We start from the raw sequence: 14,940 nt of genomic DNA on the forward strand, positions 1-14,940 counted from the left end.
ATTCCATATTACCGGTCAGGCTGCAACCCGCAGCCCGCTAACTGCCTGAAAGTACAATACGTCTTACGCCATTGCTGCGTGGATGGACGTTCAGGCAAAATGGGTATTCCGCAAACTTTCTTGTTTTAACAAGATTCAACACGGAAAACCGCAACATTATTCCACTGCTAACCTTGTTATAGCAAGATGACTTTTGCTATTAGCGTCCTGTTTCTTACAGTTTTTTAACCGCGATTTTAACCTCGCCACAAAGGGCATCAGAAAAGGCGGCCTCGACGGTTTAAAACAGAACAGATTGTCAGTTAAGCACATAAAAATGAGTGGCGCTATGCGCCAGGGCTATTTAGAATCGCCGACCATGAAAACAGAGACTCCATCAGTAAAAATCGTTGCAATTTCCGCCGATGAGGCCGGGCAGCGTATCGACAACTTTTTGCTCGCTCGCCTGAAAGGCGTGCCAAAAAGCATGATTTATCGCATCGTGCGTAAAGGTGAGGTGCGGGTAAATAAAAAACGCATCAAGCCAGAGTACAAACTTGAAGCAGGCGATGAAGTGCGCATTCCGCCGGTGCGCGTGGCCGAGCGTGAGGAAGAAGCCGTTTCTCCGCATTTGCAGAAAGTCGCTGCGCTGACCGATGTCATTCTTTATGAAGACGACCACATTCTGGTGCTAAACAAGCCTTCCGGTACTGCGGTACACGGTGGCAGCGGCCTGAGCTTCGGGGTGATTGAGGGTCTGCGCGCCCTGCGGCCGGAAGCTCGCTTCCTTGAGCTTGTGCATCGCCTTGACCGCGATACGTCCGGCGTTTTGCTGGTCGCTAAAAAACGCTCTGCGCTGCGTTCTCTTCATGAACAACTGCGCGATAAAGGCATGCAGAAGGATTACCTTGCGCTGGTGCGTGGGCAATGGCAGTCGCACGTAAAAGTCGTGCAGGCGCCGCTGCTGAAAAATATTCTGCAAAGCGGTGAGCGCATCGTAAGAGTAAATAGCGAAGGCAAGCCTTCTGAGACTCGCTTCAAGGTGGAAGAGCGCTATGAGTTCGCGACGCTGGTTCGCTGCAGTCCGGTTACCGGGCGCACGCACCAAATTCGTGTCCATACTCTCCACGCGGGTCATCCGATCGCCTTTGACGATCGTTACGGCGACCGCGAGTTTGATAAGCAACTTGCGGGCACCGGGCTGAACCGTCTGTTCCTGCACGCTGCCGCGCTGAAGTTTACCCACCCGAATACCGGGGAAGTGATCCGCATCGAAGCGCCGTTGGACGATCAGTTAAAGCGCTGCCTGCAGGTTTTACGCAACGCTTAATAAAGAAAGATGCTCCGCATTGACGGAGCATTTTTTTTACGCCAGCAGCGGGTTGCAGCCTTCGTTGCGCAGCATTTCACACAGGCTGATGAGCGGCAGTCCGATTAACGTATTCGGATCTTTTCCCTCCAGCCTTTCAAACAGCGTGATGCCCAATCCTTCGCTTTTAAAACTCCCGGCACAGTTGAGTGGCTGCTCTTTTTGCACGTAGCGGCGAATTTCATCCTCCGTCAAATGACGAAAATGAACATCAAAAGGCTCACACAGCGTTTGTAGCTGCCCGTTGGCAGAATTATACAGCGCCAGCCCGGTATAAAAGGTCACGATAGTGCCCCGGGCCAGCAACAGCTGCCGTACGGCATTCTCTTCCGTGTGGGGTTTTCCCGCTATTTGGTTGTTAAGCACGCAAACCTGATCGGAGCCGATAATAAGGTGAGCGGGAAAGCGTTCTCTTAAGGCTTGTGCTTTGGCCTGAGCAAGGCGAGTCACTAAATGTCGTGCATCTTCCCCCACGAGCGGCGTCTCATCAACCTCCGGGGCTCCGGTGACGAAAGGCAGACCGAGTTTTTCAAGCAGGCTGCGGCGAAAAGGGGAGGTGGAAGCCAGAACAATCGGTTTCATATTTTTTTCATTAAAGATAGCGAATTGGATGAAGGCATTTTAAACTGTGCCACCGCAATGTGTGCGAATATACCCGTCATATTTTAAGCCGCAGAGACGTTACCTGCGCTCACTTAGCTGAGCCGGGCGGCTGTCTGCAACTTAAACTATTTAGGGTAGAAATGGCAAAAGGCGCTGTTTCCAGGCCTTTTTCTTTGACTCTATGACGTTACAAAGTTAATATGCGCGCCCTATGCAAAAGGTAAAATTACCCCTGACTCTTGATCCGGTTCGTACGGCTCAAAAACGCCTTGATTACGAAGGAGTGTATGCTTCCGATCAGGTTGAGCGTATCGCCGAGTCTGTAGTCAGTGTGGATACTGATGTAGAATGCTCCATGAGATTCGCTATCGATAACCAGCGCCTCGCGATCTTGACCGGCGATGCAAAGGTCACGGTAACGCTCGAATGCCAGCGTTGCGGGAAACCGTTTGTGCATCATGTTCACACAACGTATTGTTTCAGTCCGGTCCGCTCTGACGAACAGGCTGAAGCACTCCCGGAAGCGTATGAGCCGATTGAGGTTAACGAATTCGGTGAAATCGATCTGCGGGCGCTGGTAGAAGATGAAGTTATCCTCTCCCTGCCTGTGGTTCCGGTGCATGATTCTGAACACTGTGAAGTGTCCGAGGCGGACATGGTCTTTGGCGAACTGCCTCCAGAGGCGGAAAAACCAAACCCATTTGCCGTATTAGCCAGTTTAAAGCGTAAGTAATTGAGGAGTAAGGTCCATGGCCGTACAACAGAATAAACCAACCCGTTCCAAACGTGGCATGCGTCGTTCCCATGACGCGCTGACCACCACCACCCTGTCCGTGGACAAAGTTTCTGGCGAAACTCATCTGCGTCACCACATCACTGCCGACGGTTTCTACCGCGGCCGCAAGGTTATCGCTAAGTAATCTGGCGCAACCTTGAGACGTCTAACCCTTGCGTTAGATGCCATGGGTGGGGACTTCGGTCCTTCCGTGACAGTGCCTGCAGCTTTGCAGGCACTGGACTCTAACTCTTCGCTTAATCTTCTTTTAGTCGGCAATCCCGACGCAATCACGCCATTACTTGCCAAAGCTGATTTCGAGCAACGCTCACGTCTGCAGATTATTCCTGCGGAATCGGTTATTGCCAGTGATGCCAGACCCTCTCAGGCGATCCGTGCCAGCCGGGGATCGTCAATGCGCGTTGCGCTGGAGTTGGTGAAAGAAGGGCGGGCAGAGGCTTGCGTCAGTGCCGGGAATACCGGTGCGCTGATGGGGCTTGCGAAGTTACTGCTCAAGCCGATAGACGGGATAGAGCGCCCGGCGCTGATGACGGTATTACCTCATCAGCAAAAAGGGAAAACGGTGGTGCTTGATCTCGGCGCCAACGTTGACTGCGATAGCACGATGCTGGTGCAGTTTGCCATTATGGGTTCCGTGATGGCGGAAGAAGTGCTGGGTATTCCTCGCCCGCGCGTTGCGCTGCTGAATATCGGCGAAGAAGAGACTAAGGGGCTGGACAGTATCCGCGATGCCTCTGCATTATTAAAAACAATGCCTTCAATGAACTATATTGGGTACCTTGAGGCCAACGAATTGCTCACCGGCAAGACGGACGTTCTGGTCTGTGACGGTTTTGTCGGCAACGTCACACTCAAGACGATGGAAGGTGTTGTCAGGATGTTCCTTTCACTGCTCAAATCGCAGGGGGAAGGAAAAAAAAGGTCGTGGTGGCTGATAATATTGAAGAAGTGGCTACAAAAACGCCTGATAAGGCGATTCGGTCACCTCAACCCCGACCAGTATAATGGCGCCTGTCTGTTAGGATTGCGCGGCACGGTGATTAAGAGTCACGGTGCGGCCAATCAGCGAGCGTTTGCTGTCGCGATTGAACAGGCAGTGCAGGCGGTGCGGCGGCAAGTTCCCACCAGAATTGCTGCCCGCCTGGAATCTGTATTACCCAAGAGTGACTGAGCGTAAATGCATACGAAGATTATTGGTACCGGCAGCTTCCTGCCTGAACAAGTGCGTACTAACGCTGACCTGGAAAAAATGGTTGATACGACTGACGAGTGGATTGTCACCCGCACAGGTATCCGTGAGCGCCGTATTGCTGGCCCGAATGAAACCGTTTCAACCATGGGTTATGAAGCTGCGCTTCATGCACTGGACATGGCGGGCATTGATAAAAATGACATCGGCCTGATTGTTGTGGCGACAACCTCTTCCACGCACGCTTTCCCAAGCGCGGCTTGCCAAATTCAGGCGATGCTGGGAATTAAGGGTTGCCCGGCGTTTGATGTGGCTGCGGCATGCGCAGGCTTTACCTATGCGTTAAGCATTGCCGATCAGTACGTGAAGTCTGGCGCAGTGAAAAATGCGCTGGTTATCGGCGCTGATGTACTGGCTCGTACCTGCGATCCTGAAGATCGCAGTACCATCATTATTTTTGGCGACGGCGCAGGTGCCGTTGTGTTGGGCGCTTCTGAAGAGCCAGGTATCATTTCTACCCATCTGCACGCAGACGGTAGCTATGGCGATCTGCTGACGCTGCCGAACGTCGATCGCGTGAATCCTGAAAATTCAGTTCACCTGACGATGGCGGGGAACGAAGTGTTTAAAGTCGCGGTGACTGAGCTGGCTCATATCGTCGACGAAACGCTGGCCGCGAACAACCTCGACCGCACCGCGCTCGACTGGCTGGTGCCGCATCAGGCTAACCTGCGTATCATCAGCGCAACCGCGAAAAAACTCGGTATGCCGATGGACAACGTCGTTGTGACTCTGGATCGTCATGGCAACACCTCTGCTGCATCCGTCCCGGCTGCGCTGGATGAAGCGGTACGCGATGGCCGTATTAAACGCGGTCAGCTGGTGCTGCTGGAAGCGTTCGGTGGCGGCTTCACCTGGGGCTCTGCACTGGTTCGTTTTTGATTAAAGGAATTTTCGACATGACGCAATTTGCTATGGTGTTTCCGGGACAGGGTTCCCAGTCCGTTGGCATGCTGGCCGATCTCGCAGCAAGCTATCCGGTGATTGAAGCCACGTTCCGCGAAGCCTCTGACGCGTTGGGCTATGACCTGTGGGCATTGACTCAGCAGGGGCCAGCGGAAGAGCTGAACAAAACCTGGCAGACTCAGCCGGCCCTGTTGACGGCTTCTGTCGCTTTGTGGCGTGTTTGGCAGCAGCAGGGCGGTAAAACACCTGCGCTGTTAGCAGGCCACAGCCTGGGCGAATATTCTGCGCTGGTTTGTGCTGGCGTAATTGATTTCGCCGATGCTGTCCGCCTGGTTGAGCTGCGCGGCAAGCTGATGCAGGATGCCGTTCCGGAAGGAACTGGCGCGATGTCTGCCATTATCGGCCTGGACGATGCTTCGATTGCCAAAGCCTGTGAAGAGTCAGCGCAGGGGCAGGTTGTATCTCCGGTGAACTTTAACTCTCCGGGCCAGGTCGTGATCGCCGGTAACAAAGAAGCCGTTGAGCGTGCCGGTGCTGCGTGTAAAGCCGCGGGCGCAAAACGTGCTCTGCCATTGCCGGTTAGCGTGCCGTCCCACTGCGCACTGATGAAACCTGCGGCGGATAAGCTAGCGGTAGCGCTGGAAAATATCACCTTTAACGCACCGGCAATTCCGGTTGTAAACAACGTTGACGTGAAGTGTGAAACTGCGGCGGAAGCTATCCGCAGCGCGCTGGTACGTCAGCTTTATAGCCCGGTTCAGTGGACCAAATCCGTGGAATTTATGGCGGCACAGGGTGTTTCCCAACTGCTGGAAGTGGGTCCGGGTAAAGTATTGACCGGGCTGACCAAACGTATTGTTGACACCATGACGGCAACGGCCATTAATGAGCCAGCAACGCTGTCAGCGGCGCTTGAACAATAAAACGAGGAAAACCATGAGTTTTGAAGGAAAAATTGCGCTGGTTACCGGCGCTAGCCGTGGTATCGGCCGCGCTATCGCCGAGACCTTAGTGGCTCGCGGGGCAAAAGTTATCGGGACTGCGACCAGTGAAAGCGGCGCGCAGGCCATCAGCGATTATCTGGGCGAAAACGGCAAAGGCTTCATGCTGAACGTGACCGACCCGGCTTCCATTGAAGCCGTGCTGGACAGCATCCGTAAAGAGTTTGGTGAAGTAGATATTCTGGTGAACAACGCCGGTATCACTCGCGATAACCTGCTGATGCGCATGAAAGAAGACGAGTGGAACGACATTGTCGAAACCAACCTGTCATCTGTTTTCCGTCTGTCAAAAGCGGTAATGCGAGCTATGATGAAAAAGCGTCATGGGCGTATTATCACTATCGGTTCTGTGGTTGGTACCATGGGAAATGCTGGTCAGGCTAACTACGCTGCGGCGAAGGCTGGTTTGATTGGCTTCAGTAAATCGCTGGCGCGCGAAGTCGCGTCTCGCGGTATTACTGTGAACGTTGTTGCTCCGGGCTTTATTGAAACGGACATGACGCGTGCGCTCTCTGATGAACAGCGTGCGGGTATTCTGGCGCAGGTTCCTGCGGGTCGCTTAGGCGACGCAAATGAAATCGCCAGTGCAGTAGCATTTTTAGCCTCTGACGAAGCTGGGTACATCTCTGGTGAGACCCTGCACGTCAACGGCGGAATGTATATGGTTTAATCACGGTGAAAAATATTTGCGTTATTTGGGCGAATGCCCGCAAAATAGCGTAAAATCGTGGTTTGACCAGCCGGGATTTGGTTGCATCTTTTTCAACATTTTATACACTACGAAAACCATCGCGAAAGCGAGTTTTGATAGGAAATTTAAGAGTATGAGCACTATCGAAGAACGCGTTAAGAAAATCATTGGCGAACAACTGGGCGTTAAGCAAGAAGAAGTAGTGAACACCGCTTCCTTCGTTGAGGACCTGGGCGCTGATTCTCTTGACACCGTTGAGCTGGTAATGGCTCTGGAAGAAGAGTTTGATACTGAGATTCCGGACGAAGAAGCTGAGAAAATCACCACCGTTCAGGCTGCCATTGATTACATCAACGGTCACCAGGCGTAAGTGAACATCTCCAGGCGGTCATTCGACCGCCTGAGTTTTATCTGAATTGTCCCACTAGTATTTTTTTCCCTCCCTGGAGGACAAACGTGTCTAAGCGTCGTGTAGTTGTGACCGGACTGGGCATGTTGTCTCCTGTCGGCAATACCGTAGAGTCTACCTGGAAAGCTCTCCTTGCCGGTCAGAGTGGCATCAGCCTGATCGACCATTTCGATACTAGCGCCTATGCAACGAAATTTGCTGGCTTAGTAAAGGATTTTAACTGTGAAGACATCATCTCGCGCAAAGATCAGCGCAAGATGGATGAATTCATTCAATATGGAATTGTTGCTGGCATTCAGGCCATGCAGGATTCTGGCCTCGAAGTAACGGAAGAAAACGCGACCCGCATCGGCGCTGCAATTGGCTCTGGTATCGGTGGCCTGACGCTTATTGAAGAGAACCACTCTTCTTTAGTTAACGGTGGCCCTCGTAAAATCAGCCCGTTCTTCGTGCCTTCAACCATCGTCAATATGGTGGCAGGTCACCTGACCATCATGCTGGGTCTGCGTGGTCCGAGCATTTCCATTGCCACGGCTTGTACCTCTGGCGTACACAACATCGGCCATGCGGCACGTATCATTGCCTATGGTGATGCAGACGCAATGCTGGCAGGTGGTGCAGAAAAAGCCAGTAGCCCACTGGGCGTAGGTGGCTTCGGCGCGGCGCGTGCACTGTCTACCCGTAACGACAACCCGCAAGCGGCAAGCCGCCCGTGGGATAAAGATCGTGATGGCTTCGTACTGGGCGACGGCGCAGGCGTCATCGTACTGGAAGAGTACGAACACGCGAAAAAACGCGGCGCGAAAATTTATGCAGAAGTTGTTGGCTTTGGTATGAGCAGCGATGCGTACCACATGACTTCTCCACCAGAAAACGGTGCAGGTGCTGCGCTGGCGATGGAAAATGCACTGCGCGATGCAGGGATCTCCGCGGGTCAGGTTGGCTACGTCAACGCCCACGGCACCTCTACACCGGCAGGTGATAAAGCTGAAACGCAGGCGGTTAAGTCTATCTTTGGTGCCGATGCAAGCCGTGTGATGGTGAGCTCAACCAAATCTATGACGGGCCACCTGTTAGGTGCGGCGGGTGCGGTAGAGTCTATCTACTCGATCCTTGCGCTGCGCGATCAGGCTGTGCCGCCAACCATCAACCTCGATAACCCGGATGTTGGCTGCGATCTGGACTTCGTGCCGCACGAAGCACGTCAGGTAAGCGGTCTGGAATACACCCTGTGTAACTCCTTCGGTTTCGGTGGTACTAACGGTTCTTTGATCTTCAAGAAGATCTAACCGTTTCATAAAGGGCCCGCTTGCGGGCCCTTTTGCTGTTCAGAATTCCCCTCTTGTCGCCCGTAAATCCCTCTGGCAACCTTGTGTTTTCGTCTCCTGAGGAATCCCTATGTATCTTATTAATGGTCAGTGGCAGGAAACGCTACCGGCAAACGACCGGGCGATTCAGTTTGGCGACGGCTGCTTTACCACCGCCCGCGTTATTGATGGCGGGGTGCGCTTTCAGGCAGATCATATTCGCCGCCTGCAGCAGGCCTGCGAAGCGCTGATGATAGGGCCGGTTGACTGGGCCATGCTCTGTGATGAGATGGATATGCTGGCGGCCTCTGAAACCAAAGCCGTGCTCAAGGTGATTATTTCTCGCGGGGCGGGCGGGCGCGGTTACAGTGCTGCAAACTGCACACAGCCTACGCGAATGCTCTCTCTCTCGCCTTACCCTGACTTTTATCCCGCCTGGCGCGAGCAGGGGATTAAGCTCGCGCTCAGCCCGGTAAAATTAGGCATCAATCCTGCGCTGGCAGGCATTAAACATCTTAACCGGCTTGAACAGGTTCTTATTCGTACGCATCTTGAACAGACGACGGCCCAGGAGGCGCTGGTTCTTGACAGTCAGGGGAGCCTGGTGGAATGCTGTGCGGCTAATTTATTCTGGCGCAAAGGCGATGACGTTTATACGCCGCGTATTGACGGCGCGGGCGTGAATGGCACGATGCGTCAGCGCATTATCGCCTGTCTGGGCAATTCTCCCTGGCGGCTGCATGAGGTGAGTGAAGGTCTGGAAACCCTGGCCGATGTGGATGAGATAATCATTTGCAATGCGCTAATGCCGGTTATACCGGTGAACCAGGCCCAGAACTGGCATTACACATCGCGTGAACTTTACTGTTTTTTAGCCCCACTTTGTGAGTAACCGATTACCGATGAAAAAGATGTTTCGTTTCTTTCTGGTTTTGCTGATTGTGCTTGGCATCGCCGCCGGTGCAGGCATGTGGAAGGTGCGCCAGCTGGCAAAAGCGCCGTTGCCGATTAAACAGGAAACCATTTTCACCCTGAAGCAGGGCACCGGACGTTTAGCTCTGGGTACCCAGCTTTATGAAGAAAAACTGATTACACGTCCGCGTGTTTTCCAGTGGCTGCTGCGCGTCGAGCCGGAACTGGCCAAATTTAAGGCTGGCACATACCGCCTCACGCCAGGAATGACGGTCACCGATATGCTCCGCCTGCTGGCCAGTGGGAAAGAGGCGCAGTTCCCGCTGCGTTTTGTGGAAGGTATGCGCCTGAGTGATTTACTCGAGCAACTGCGAGAGGCCCCATACATTCAGCACACGCTAAAAGACGACAGCTATGCGACCGTGGCGGAGACGCTGAAATTTGAGCACCCTGAATGGGTCGAGGGCTGGTTCTACCCGGACACCTGGATGTACACCGCCCACACCACGGATGTTGCTTTGCTTAAGCGCGTGCATCAAAAGATGGTTAAAGCCGTGGCGCAGGCCTGGGAAAGCAAAGTTGATGGCTTGCCCTATAAAACCGAAAACGATCTGGTGACCATGGCCTCGATCATCGAAAAAGAAACTGCGGTCGCGGCCGAGCGTGACCAGGTGGCCTCGGTGTTTATTAACCGCCTGCGCATTGGCATGCGCCTGCAAACCGACCCCACCGTTATCTACGGGATGGGCGACAGCTATAATGGTAAGCTAACGCGCAAAGATCTCGAGACATCCACGCCGTATAACACCTATGTGATTAGCGGCCTGCCGCCAGGCCCGATTGCGGTGCCGAGCGAAGCCTCTCTGCAGGCGGCGGCGCACCCGGCAAAAACGCCGTATCTCTACTTTGTTGCTGATGGTAAGGGCGGTCATACCTTTAGCACTAACCTCGCCAGCCATAACAAGGCGGTGCAGGTCTATATCAAAGCTCTTAAGGATAAAAATGGACAGTAAATTTATCGTCATCGAAGGCCTGGAAGGCGCCGGGAAAACCAACGCCCATAACGTGGTCGTGGCAACCTTAAAAGAGCTGGGAATCAACGAGCTGACCTTCACGCGTGAACCTGGTGGTACGCCCCTTGCCGAGCGTCTGCGCGAATTAACGCTCAACAATGCCGGGATCGGTGATGAGAAGGTGACCGATAAAGCCGAAGTGCTGATGTTCTATGCGGCGCGTATCCAACTGGTAGAAACGGTGATCAAACCGGCTCTGGCGCGTGGGAGCTGGGTCATTGGCGATCGCCACGATCTCTCCACCCAGGCCTATCAGGGCGGCGGACGTCAGATTGACCAGCAGTTACTGATGGCGCTGCGTAACACCGTGCTGGGCGATTTTTATCCTGACCTGACGATTTATCTCGACGTGACGCCGGAAGTCGGGCTGACCCGCGCCCGCGCCCGGGGCGAGCTTGATCGCATTGAACAGGAATCTATCGACTTCTTTAACCGCACGCGCGCGCGTTATCTGGAACTGGCTGGCCGCGACAGCCGCATTAAAACCATCGACGCTACACAACCGCTGGATGACGTCTCGCTGGCCGTGCGTGAGGCCGTGCTGAGCTGGTTCAGGGAGCAGCAATCGTGAAATGGTATCCGTGGCTTCGCGGCGCTTTTGAGCAGCTTATCGGCCAGTATCAGGCCGGTCGAGGGCATCATGCGCTGCTGGTTCATGCGCTGCCGGGCCTGGGAGATGATGCGTTGATCTACGGCCTGTGCCGCTGGCTGATGTGCCAAAGCCCGGAAGGCAATAAAAGCTGTGGCCATTGCCATAGCTGCCAGCTGATGCAGGCGGGGACGCACCCTGACAGCTACTCCCTTGAAGTAGAAAAAGGCAAATCCAGTCTCGGGATTGATGCCGTGCGTGACATCACCGAAAAGCTTTATGGCCACGCCCAGCAGGGCGGGGCGAAAGTCGTCTGGCTGAAAGATGCCGATCTGCTAACCGAAGCCGCGGCGAACGCGTTGCTGAAAACGCTGGAAGAGCCGCCCAAAAATACCTGGTTCTTTCTGAGCAGCCGCGAACCCGCGCATCTGCCCGCGACGTTGCGCAGCCGCTGCCTGTACTGGCACCTTGCGCCGCCGGACGAGCGTTTTGCTCTGGCATGGCTGGGCCGCGAGATAACGGCCTCTGCGGAGGAACTTCAGGCGGCGCTGCGGCTTAGCTCCGGGGCACCTGCCGCCGCGCTGGCGCTTTTGCAGCCCGAACAGTGGAAGGCCCGACAGCAGCTTTGCGAGAAGCTCACTCAGGCAGGGGAAGCGAACAACCTGCTGACGCTTTTACCGGCATTAAATCATGAAGATGCTGCCCGCCGCGTCCACTGGCTTTGCGCGTTGTTGGTTGATGCCCTCAAGTGGCAGCAAGGGGCAGGGGCGTGGCTCACCAACGCGGATATGCAGCCGCTGGTGGCAAGCCTCGGCGGGCGTTATTCCCCGGCTGTGCTGCAAAGCCTGCTTCACCATTGGTTTACCTGCCGCGATGCCTTGCTTAACGTGGTGGGCGTTAACCGTGAGCTCCTGCTCACGGAAAGTCTTCTTACGTGGGAGCGTCTGGCTCAGCCGGGCGCACTGCTTCACTCACATCATCTCTAAGAGTATTACTATGTTTCTGGTCGACTCACACTGCCATCTCGATGGTCTGGATTATCAATCCCTGCACAAAAACGTTGATGACGTTCTGGAAAAAGCGGCCGCCAGGGATGTGAAGTTTTGCCTGGCTGTAGCCACCACCCTGGAAGGTTATCGTGGGATGCGTGAGCTGGTGGGGGAGCGTAACAACGTAGCCTTCTCATGTGGCGTACATCCGCTGAACCAGGACGAAGAGTACGACGTTGAAGAGCTGCGCCGCCTGGCCGCTGAACCCGGTGTTATCGCGATGGGGGAAACCGGGCTGGATTATTTCTATACGCCGGAAACAAAACCACGTCAGCAGGAATCTTTCCGTAATCATATCCGCATTGGCCGAGAGCTGAACAAACCGGTTATCGTCCACACCCGTGATGCCCGCGCCGATACGCTGAGCATTCTGCAGGAAGAAAAAGTGACAGAGTGTGGTGGGGTACTACACTGTTTCACGGAAGACAGAGAAACGGCGGGTAAACTGCTGGATATGGGTTTTTACATCTCTTTTTCCGGGATAGTGACTTTCCGGAATGCCGAGCAGCTGCGTGACGCTGCGCGCTATGTCCCGCTGGACAGAATGCTGGTAGAAACGGACTCTCCGTATCTTGCACCGGTGCCGCATCGCGGGAAAGAAAACCAGCCTGCCATGACGCGTGATGTTGCCGAATATATGGCCGTTTTGAAGGGCGTTTCGCTGGAAGAACTGGCTATTGCCACCACGCAGAACTTTGCTGATTTGTTCCACGTCCCCTTGTCCCGCCTGCAATCTCTCTGAAATCCATAGTTATTTTAAAGCTCGTAATTAATAGCCTAAGCGAGTAAAGTGCACCGCCATAAAATGAGCGGTGCACGCTCGTTTTGAACCATTTGTACGCGTGTTATGTAAATTAATGAAAGTTTTTCGCGCGATCGGCTGAGAAACGTGATAGCCGTCAAACAAAGTTTTCGTTATTTATTTTACTCTGCGTAATAAATAAAAGGACACTTAGATGTCCTGTTTATGAACCGGTTCTCCCCCCGGTTCGATGCGTAAATGCGTACAAAAAAAGCACAAATACTCAGGAGCACTCTCTATTATGTTTAAGAATGCATTTGCTAACCTGCAAAAGGTGGGTAAATCGCTGATGCTGCCAGTATCCGTACTGCCTATCGCAGGTATCCTGCTGGGCGTCGGGTCTGCAAACTTCAGCTGGCTGCCGGTCGTTGTCTCTCACGTTATGGCGGAAGCGGGCGGTTCAGTCTTCGCCAACATGCCGCTTATCTTCGCTATCGGTGTGGCACTGGGCTTCACTAACAACGATGGCGTATCTGCCCTGGCGTCGGTTGTTGCCTATGGCATCATGGTGAAAACCATGGCCGTGGTCGCGCCTCTGGTTCTGCACCTGCCTGCGGAAGAAATTGCAGCTAAACACCTGGCGGATACCGGTGTGCTTGGCGGTATTATCTCCGGTGCAATTGCGGCATACATGTTCAACCGTTTCTACCGCATCAAGCTGCCTGAGTATCTGGGCTTCTTCGCCGGTAAACGCTTTGTACCGATTATCTCCGGTCTGGCGGCTATCTTCACCGGCGTAGTGCTGTCCTTCATCTGGCCACCAATCGGTACGGCTATCCAGACCTTCTCTCAGTGGGCTGCATACCAGAACCCGGTTGTTGCCTTCGGTATCTATGGCTTCATCGAGCGCTGCCTGGTACCGTTTGGTCTGCACCATATCTGGAACGTTCCATTCCAGATGCAGATCGGTGAATACACCAACGCTGCGGGCCAGGTGTTCCACGGTGACATCCCTCGCTACATGGCAGGTGACCCAACTGCAGGCAAACTGTCCGGCGGCTTCCTGTTCAAAATGTACGGCCTGCCGGCTGCGGCGATTGCAATCTGGCATTCTGCTAAACCAGAGAACCGTGCAAAAGTGGGCGGGATCATGATCTCCGCGGCGCTGACTTCGTTCCTGACCGGTATCACCGAGCCAATCGAATTCTCCTTCATGTTCGTGGCCCCGATTCTGTACGTGATTCACGCGATTCTGGCGGGTCTGGCATTCCCTATCTGTATCCTGCTGGGTATGCGTGACGGGACGTCCTTCTCCCACGGTCTGATTGACTTCATCGTACTGAGCGGTAACAGCAGCAAGCTGTGGCTGTTCCCAATTGTCGGTATCTGCTACGCGATCGTGTACTACACCATCTTCCGCGTACTGATTAAGGCACTGGATCTGAAAACCCCGGGTCGTGAAGACGCCACCGCAGAAACCACCGCTGGCGCAACCAGCGAAATGGCACCTGCTCTGGTTAGCGCATTCGGCGGTAAAGAAAACATCACTAACCTCGACGCTTGTATCACCCGTCTGCGCGTTAGCGTGGCCGACGTGGCTAAAGTTGACCAGGCTGGCCTGAAAAAACTGGGTGCAGCAGGTGTGGTTGTCGCAGGTTCCGGCGTTCAGGCTATTTTCGGCACCAAGTCCGATAACCTGAAAACCGAAATGGATGAGTGGATCCGTAACAACTAAGTTTGTTCGGGGAGCGATAAGGGAGGCGAAAGCCTCCCTTTTTTGTTGCTGAAAAAAGACGAATTTGTTTTAAAGGCCAGCACTTAACGAAAGAAAAGCGCGCAGAAGGTTGAGTCAAATGAGCGCCTCGCTCATACTCCCAACACCGTTTTCTCCTTCAAGGCACCGCTCATGGCCGAAGAAACTATTTTCAGTAAAATTATTCGTCGTGAAATTCCGGCGGATGTGGTTTACCAGGACGAACTGGTCACCGCGTTTCGTGATATTTCCCCTCAGGCACCAACCCACATCCTCATCATTCCAAACGTGCTTATCCCAACGGCCAATGATGTTAAAGCTGAACATGAGCTTGCGCTGGGGCGGATGATGACCGTTGCAGCTAAAATTGCAGAACAGGAAGGGATTGCCGCTGACGGCTACCGCCTGATCATGAACTGCAACCGTCACGGTGGGCAAGAGGTGTACCATATTCACATGCACCTGCTGGGTGGCCGTCCGCTTGGCCCAATGCTGGCGCATAAGGACTGATC

General features: G+C 54.0%; 17 protein-coding genes. 16 read left to right on the top strand and 1 reads right to left on the bottom strand.

What is annotated here, in order from left to right; all coding sequences use genetic code 11:
• Positions 1–358 precede the first annotated feature (358 nt).
• Positions 359–1,309 carry a 23S rRNA pseudouridine(955/2504/2580) synthase RluC gene (gene rluC, locus LH86_RS12820; RefSeq protein WP_197061680.1) on the top strand — a complete coding sequence of 317 codons (951 nt, stop codon included), beginning with the start codon at positions 359–361 and terminating at the stop codon, positions 1,307–1,309.
• Between the two features lie 36 nt (positions 1,310–1,345).
• Here the strand turns inward: rluC and LH86_RS12825 are convergent, their stop codons facing one another.
• The gene (locus tag LH86_RS12825; protein WP_039301883.1) at positions 1,346–1,930 is read right to left on the bottom strand and encodes a Maf family protein; all 585 of its coding nucleotides are present in this window, start codon (positions 1,928–1,930) and stop codon (positions 1,346–1,348) included.
• Positions 1,931–2,162: 232 nt separating this feature from the next.
• Here LH86_RS12825 and yceD point away from each other — a divergent pair, with 232 nt between their 5' ends.
• The 15 genes from yceD to hinT all read left to right on the top strand — a co-directional run bounded on the left by yceD (position 2,163) and on the right by hinT (position 14,938).
• Positions 2,163–2,684 carry a 23S rRNA accumulation protein YceD gene (gene yceD / locus LH86_RS12830; protein ID WP_039301886.1) on the top strand — a complete coding sequence of 174 codons (522 nt, stop codon included), beginning with the start codon at positions 2,163–2,165 and terminating at the stop codon, positions 2,682–2,684.
• A 16-nt stretch (positions 2,685–2,700) separates the two neighbouring features.
• Positions 2,701–2,871, top strand: coding sequence for a 50S ribosomal protein L32 (gene rpmF, locus LH86_RS12835; protein WP_016535856.1), 171 nt, complete (start codon positions 2,701–2,703; stop codon positions 2,869–2,871).
• 12 nt (positions 2,872–2,883) lie between these two features.
• Positions 2,884–3,918 (top strand): phosphate acyltransferase PlsX, encoded by a 1,035-nt coding sequence (gene plsX, locus LH86_RS12840; RefSeq protein WP_039301887.1) that lies wholly within the window; start codon positions 2,884–2,886, stop codon positions 3,916–3,918.
• A gap of 6 nt (positions 3,919–3,924) precedes the next feature.
• Positions 3,925–4,878, top strand: a complete 954-nt coding sequence (locus LH86_RS12845) for a beta-ketoacyl-ACP synthase III (RefSeq protein WP_039291889.1) — start codon at positions 3,925–3,927, stop codon at positions 4,876–4,878.
• Between the two features lie 17 nt (positions 4,879–4,895).
• Entirely contained in the window at positions 4,896–5,825 is a 930-nt protein-coding gene (gene fabD / locus LH86_RS12850; protein WP_039301889.1) for an ACP S-malonyltransferase, read from the top strand.
• Positions 5,826–5,838: 13 nt separating this feature from the next.
• The gene (gene fabG / locus LH86_RS12855) at positions 5,839–6,573 is read left to right on the top strand and encodes a 3-oxoacyl-ACP reductase FabG (protein ID WP_008453466.1); all 735 of its coding nucleotides are present in this window, start codon (positions 5,839–5,841) and stop codon (positions 6,571–6,573) included.
• A gap of 154 nt (positions 6,574–6,727) precedes the next feature.
• Complete coding sequence (gene acpP / locus LH86_RS12860) at positions 6,728–6,964, top strand: acyl carrier protein (protein WP_004157115.1); 237 nt, start codon at positions 6,728–6,730, stop codon at positions 6,962–6,964.
• Between the two features lie 86 nt (positions 6,965–7,050).
• Positions 7,051–8,292, top strand: coding sequence for a beta-ketoacyl-ACP synthase II (gene fabF, locus LH86_RS12865; protein ID WP_071842830.1), 1,242 nt, complete (start codon positions 7,051–7,053; stop codon positions 8,290–8,292).
• A gap of 109 nt (positions 8,293–8,401) precedes the next feature.
• The gene (gene pabC / locus LH86_RS12870) at positions 8,402–9,202 is read left to right on the top strand and encodes an aminodeoxychorismate lyase (RefSeq protein ID WP_039301893.1); all 801 of its coding nucleotides are present in this window, start codon (positions 8,402–8,404) and stop codon (positions 9,200–9,202) included.
• 10 nt (positions 9,203–9,212) lie between these two features.
• On the top strand, positions 9,213–10,235 hold the full coding sequence (gene yceG, locus LH86_RS12875) for a cell division protein YceG (protein ID WP_039301895.1): 1,023 nt from the start codon (positions 9,213–9,215) through the stop codon (positions 10,233–10,235).
• Complete coding sequence (gene tmk, locus LH86_RS12880) at positions 10,225–10,866, top strand: dTMP kinase (RefSeq protein ID WP_039301897.1); 642 nt, start codon at positions 10,225–10,227, stop codon at positions 10,864–10,866. The genes yceG and tmk overlap by 11 nt, the downstream gene beginning before the upstream one ends.
• On the top strand, positions 10,863–11,870 hold the full coding sequence (gene holB, locus LH86_RS12885) for a DNA polymerase III subunit delta' (RefSeq protein WP_039301899.1): 1,008 nt from the start codon (positions 10,863–10,865) through the stop codon (positions 11,868–11,870). Before tmk ends, holB begins: the two co-directional genes overlap by 4 nt.
• A 10-nt stretch (positions 11,871–11,880) precedes the next feature.
• On the top strand, positions 11,881–12,675 hold the full coding sequence (locus tag LH86_RS12890; protein WP_039291933.1) for a metal-dependent hydrolase: 795 nt from the start codon (positions 11,881–11,883) through the stop codon (positions 12,673–12,675).
• 301 nt (positions 12,676–12,976) lie between these two features.
• Complete coding sequence (gene ptsG / locus LH86_RS12895; protein ID WP_039291936.1) at positions 12,977–14,410, top strand: PTS glucose transporter subunit IIBC; 1,434 nt, start codon at positions 12,977–12,979, stop codon at positions 14,408–14,410.
• A 171-nt stretch (positions 14,411–14,581) separates the two neighbouring features.
• Positions 14,582–14,938 (top strand): purine nucleoside phosphoramidase, encoded by a 357-nt coding sequence (hinT, locus tag LH86_RS12900; protein ID WP_008453457.1) that lies wholly within the window; start codon positions 14,582–14,584, stop codon positions 14,936–14,938.
• Positions 14,939–14,940 lie beyond the last annotated feature (2 nt).

Origin of the sequence: Cedecea neteri (assembly GCF_000758325.1) — a bacterium.
Classification (GTDB): domain Bacteria; phylum Pseudomonadota; class Gammaproteobacteria; order Enterobacterales; family Enterobacteriaceae; genus Cedecea; species Cedecea neteri_B.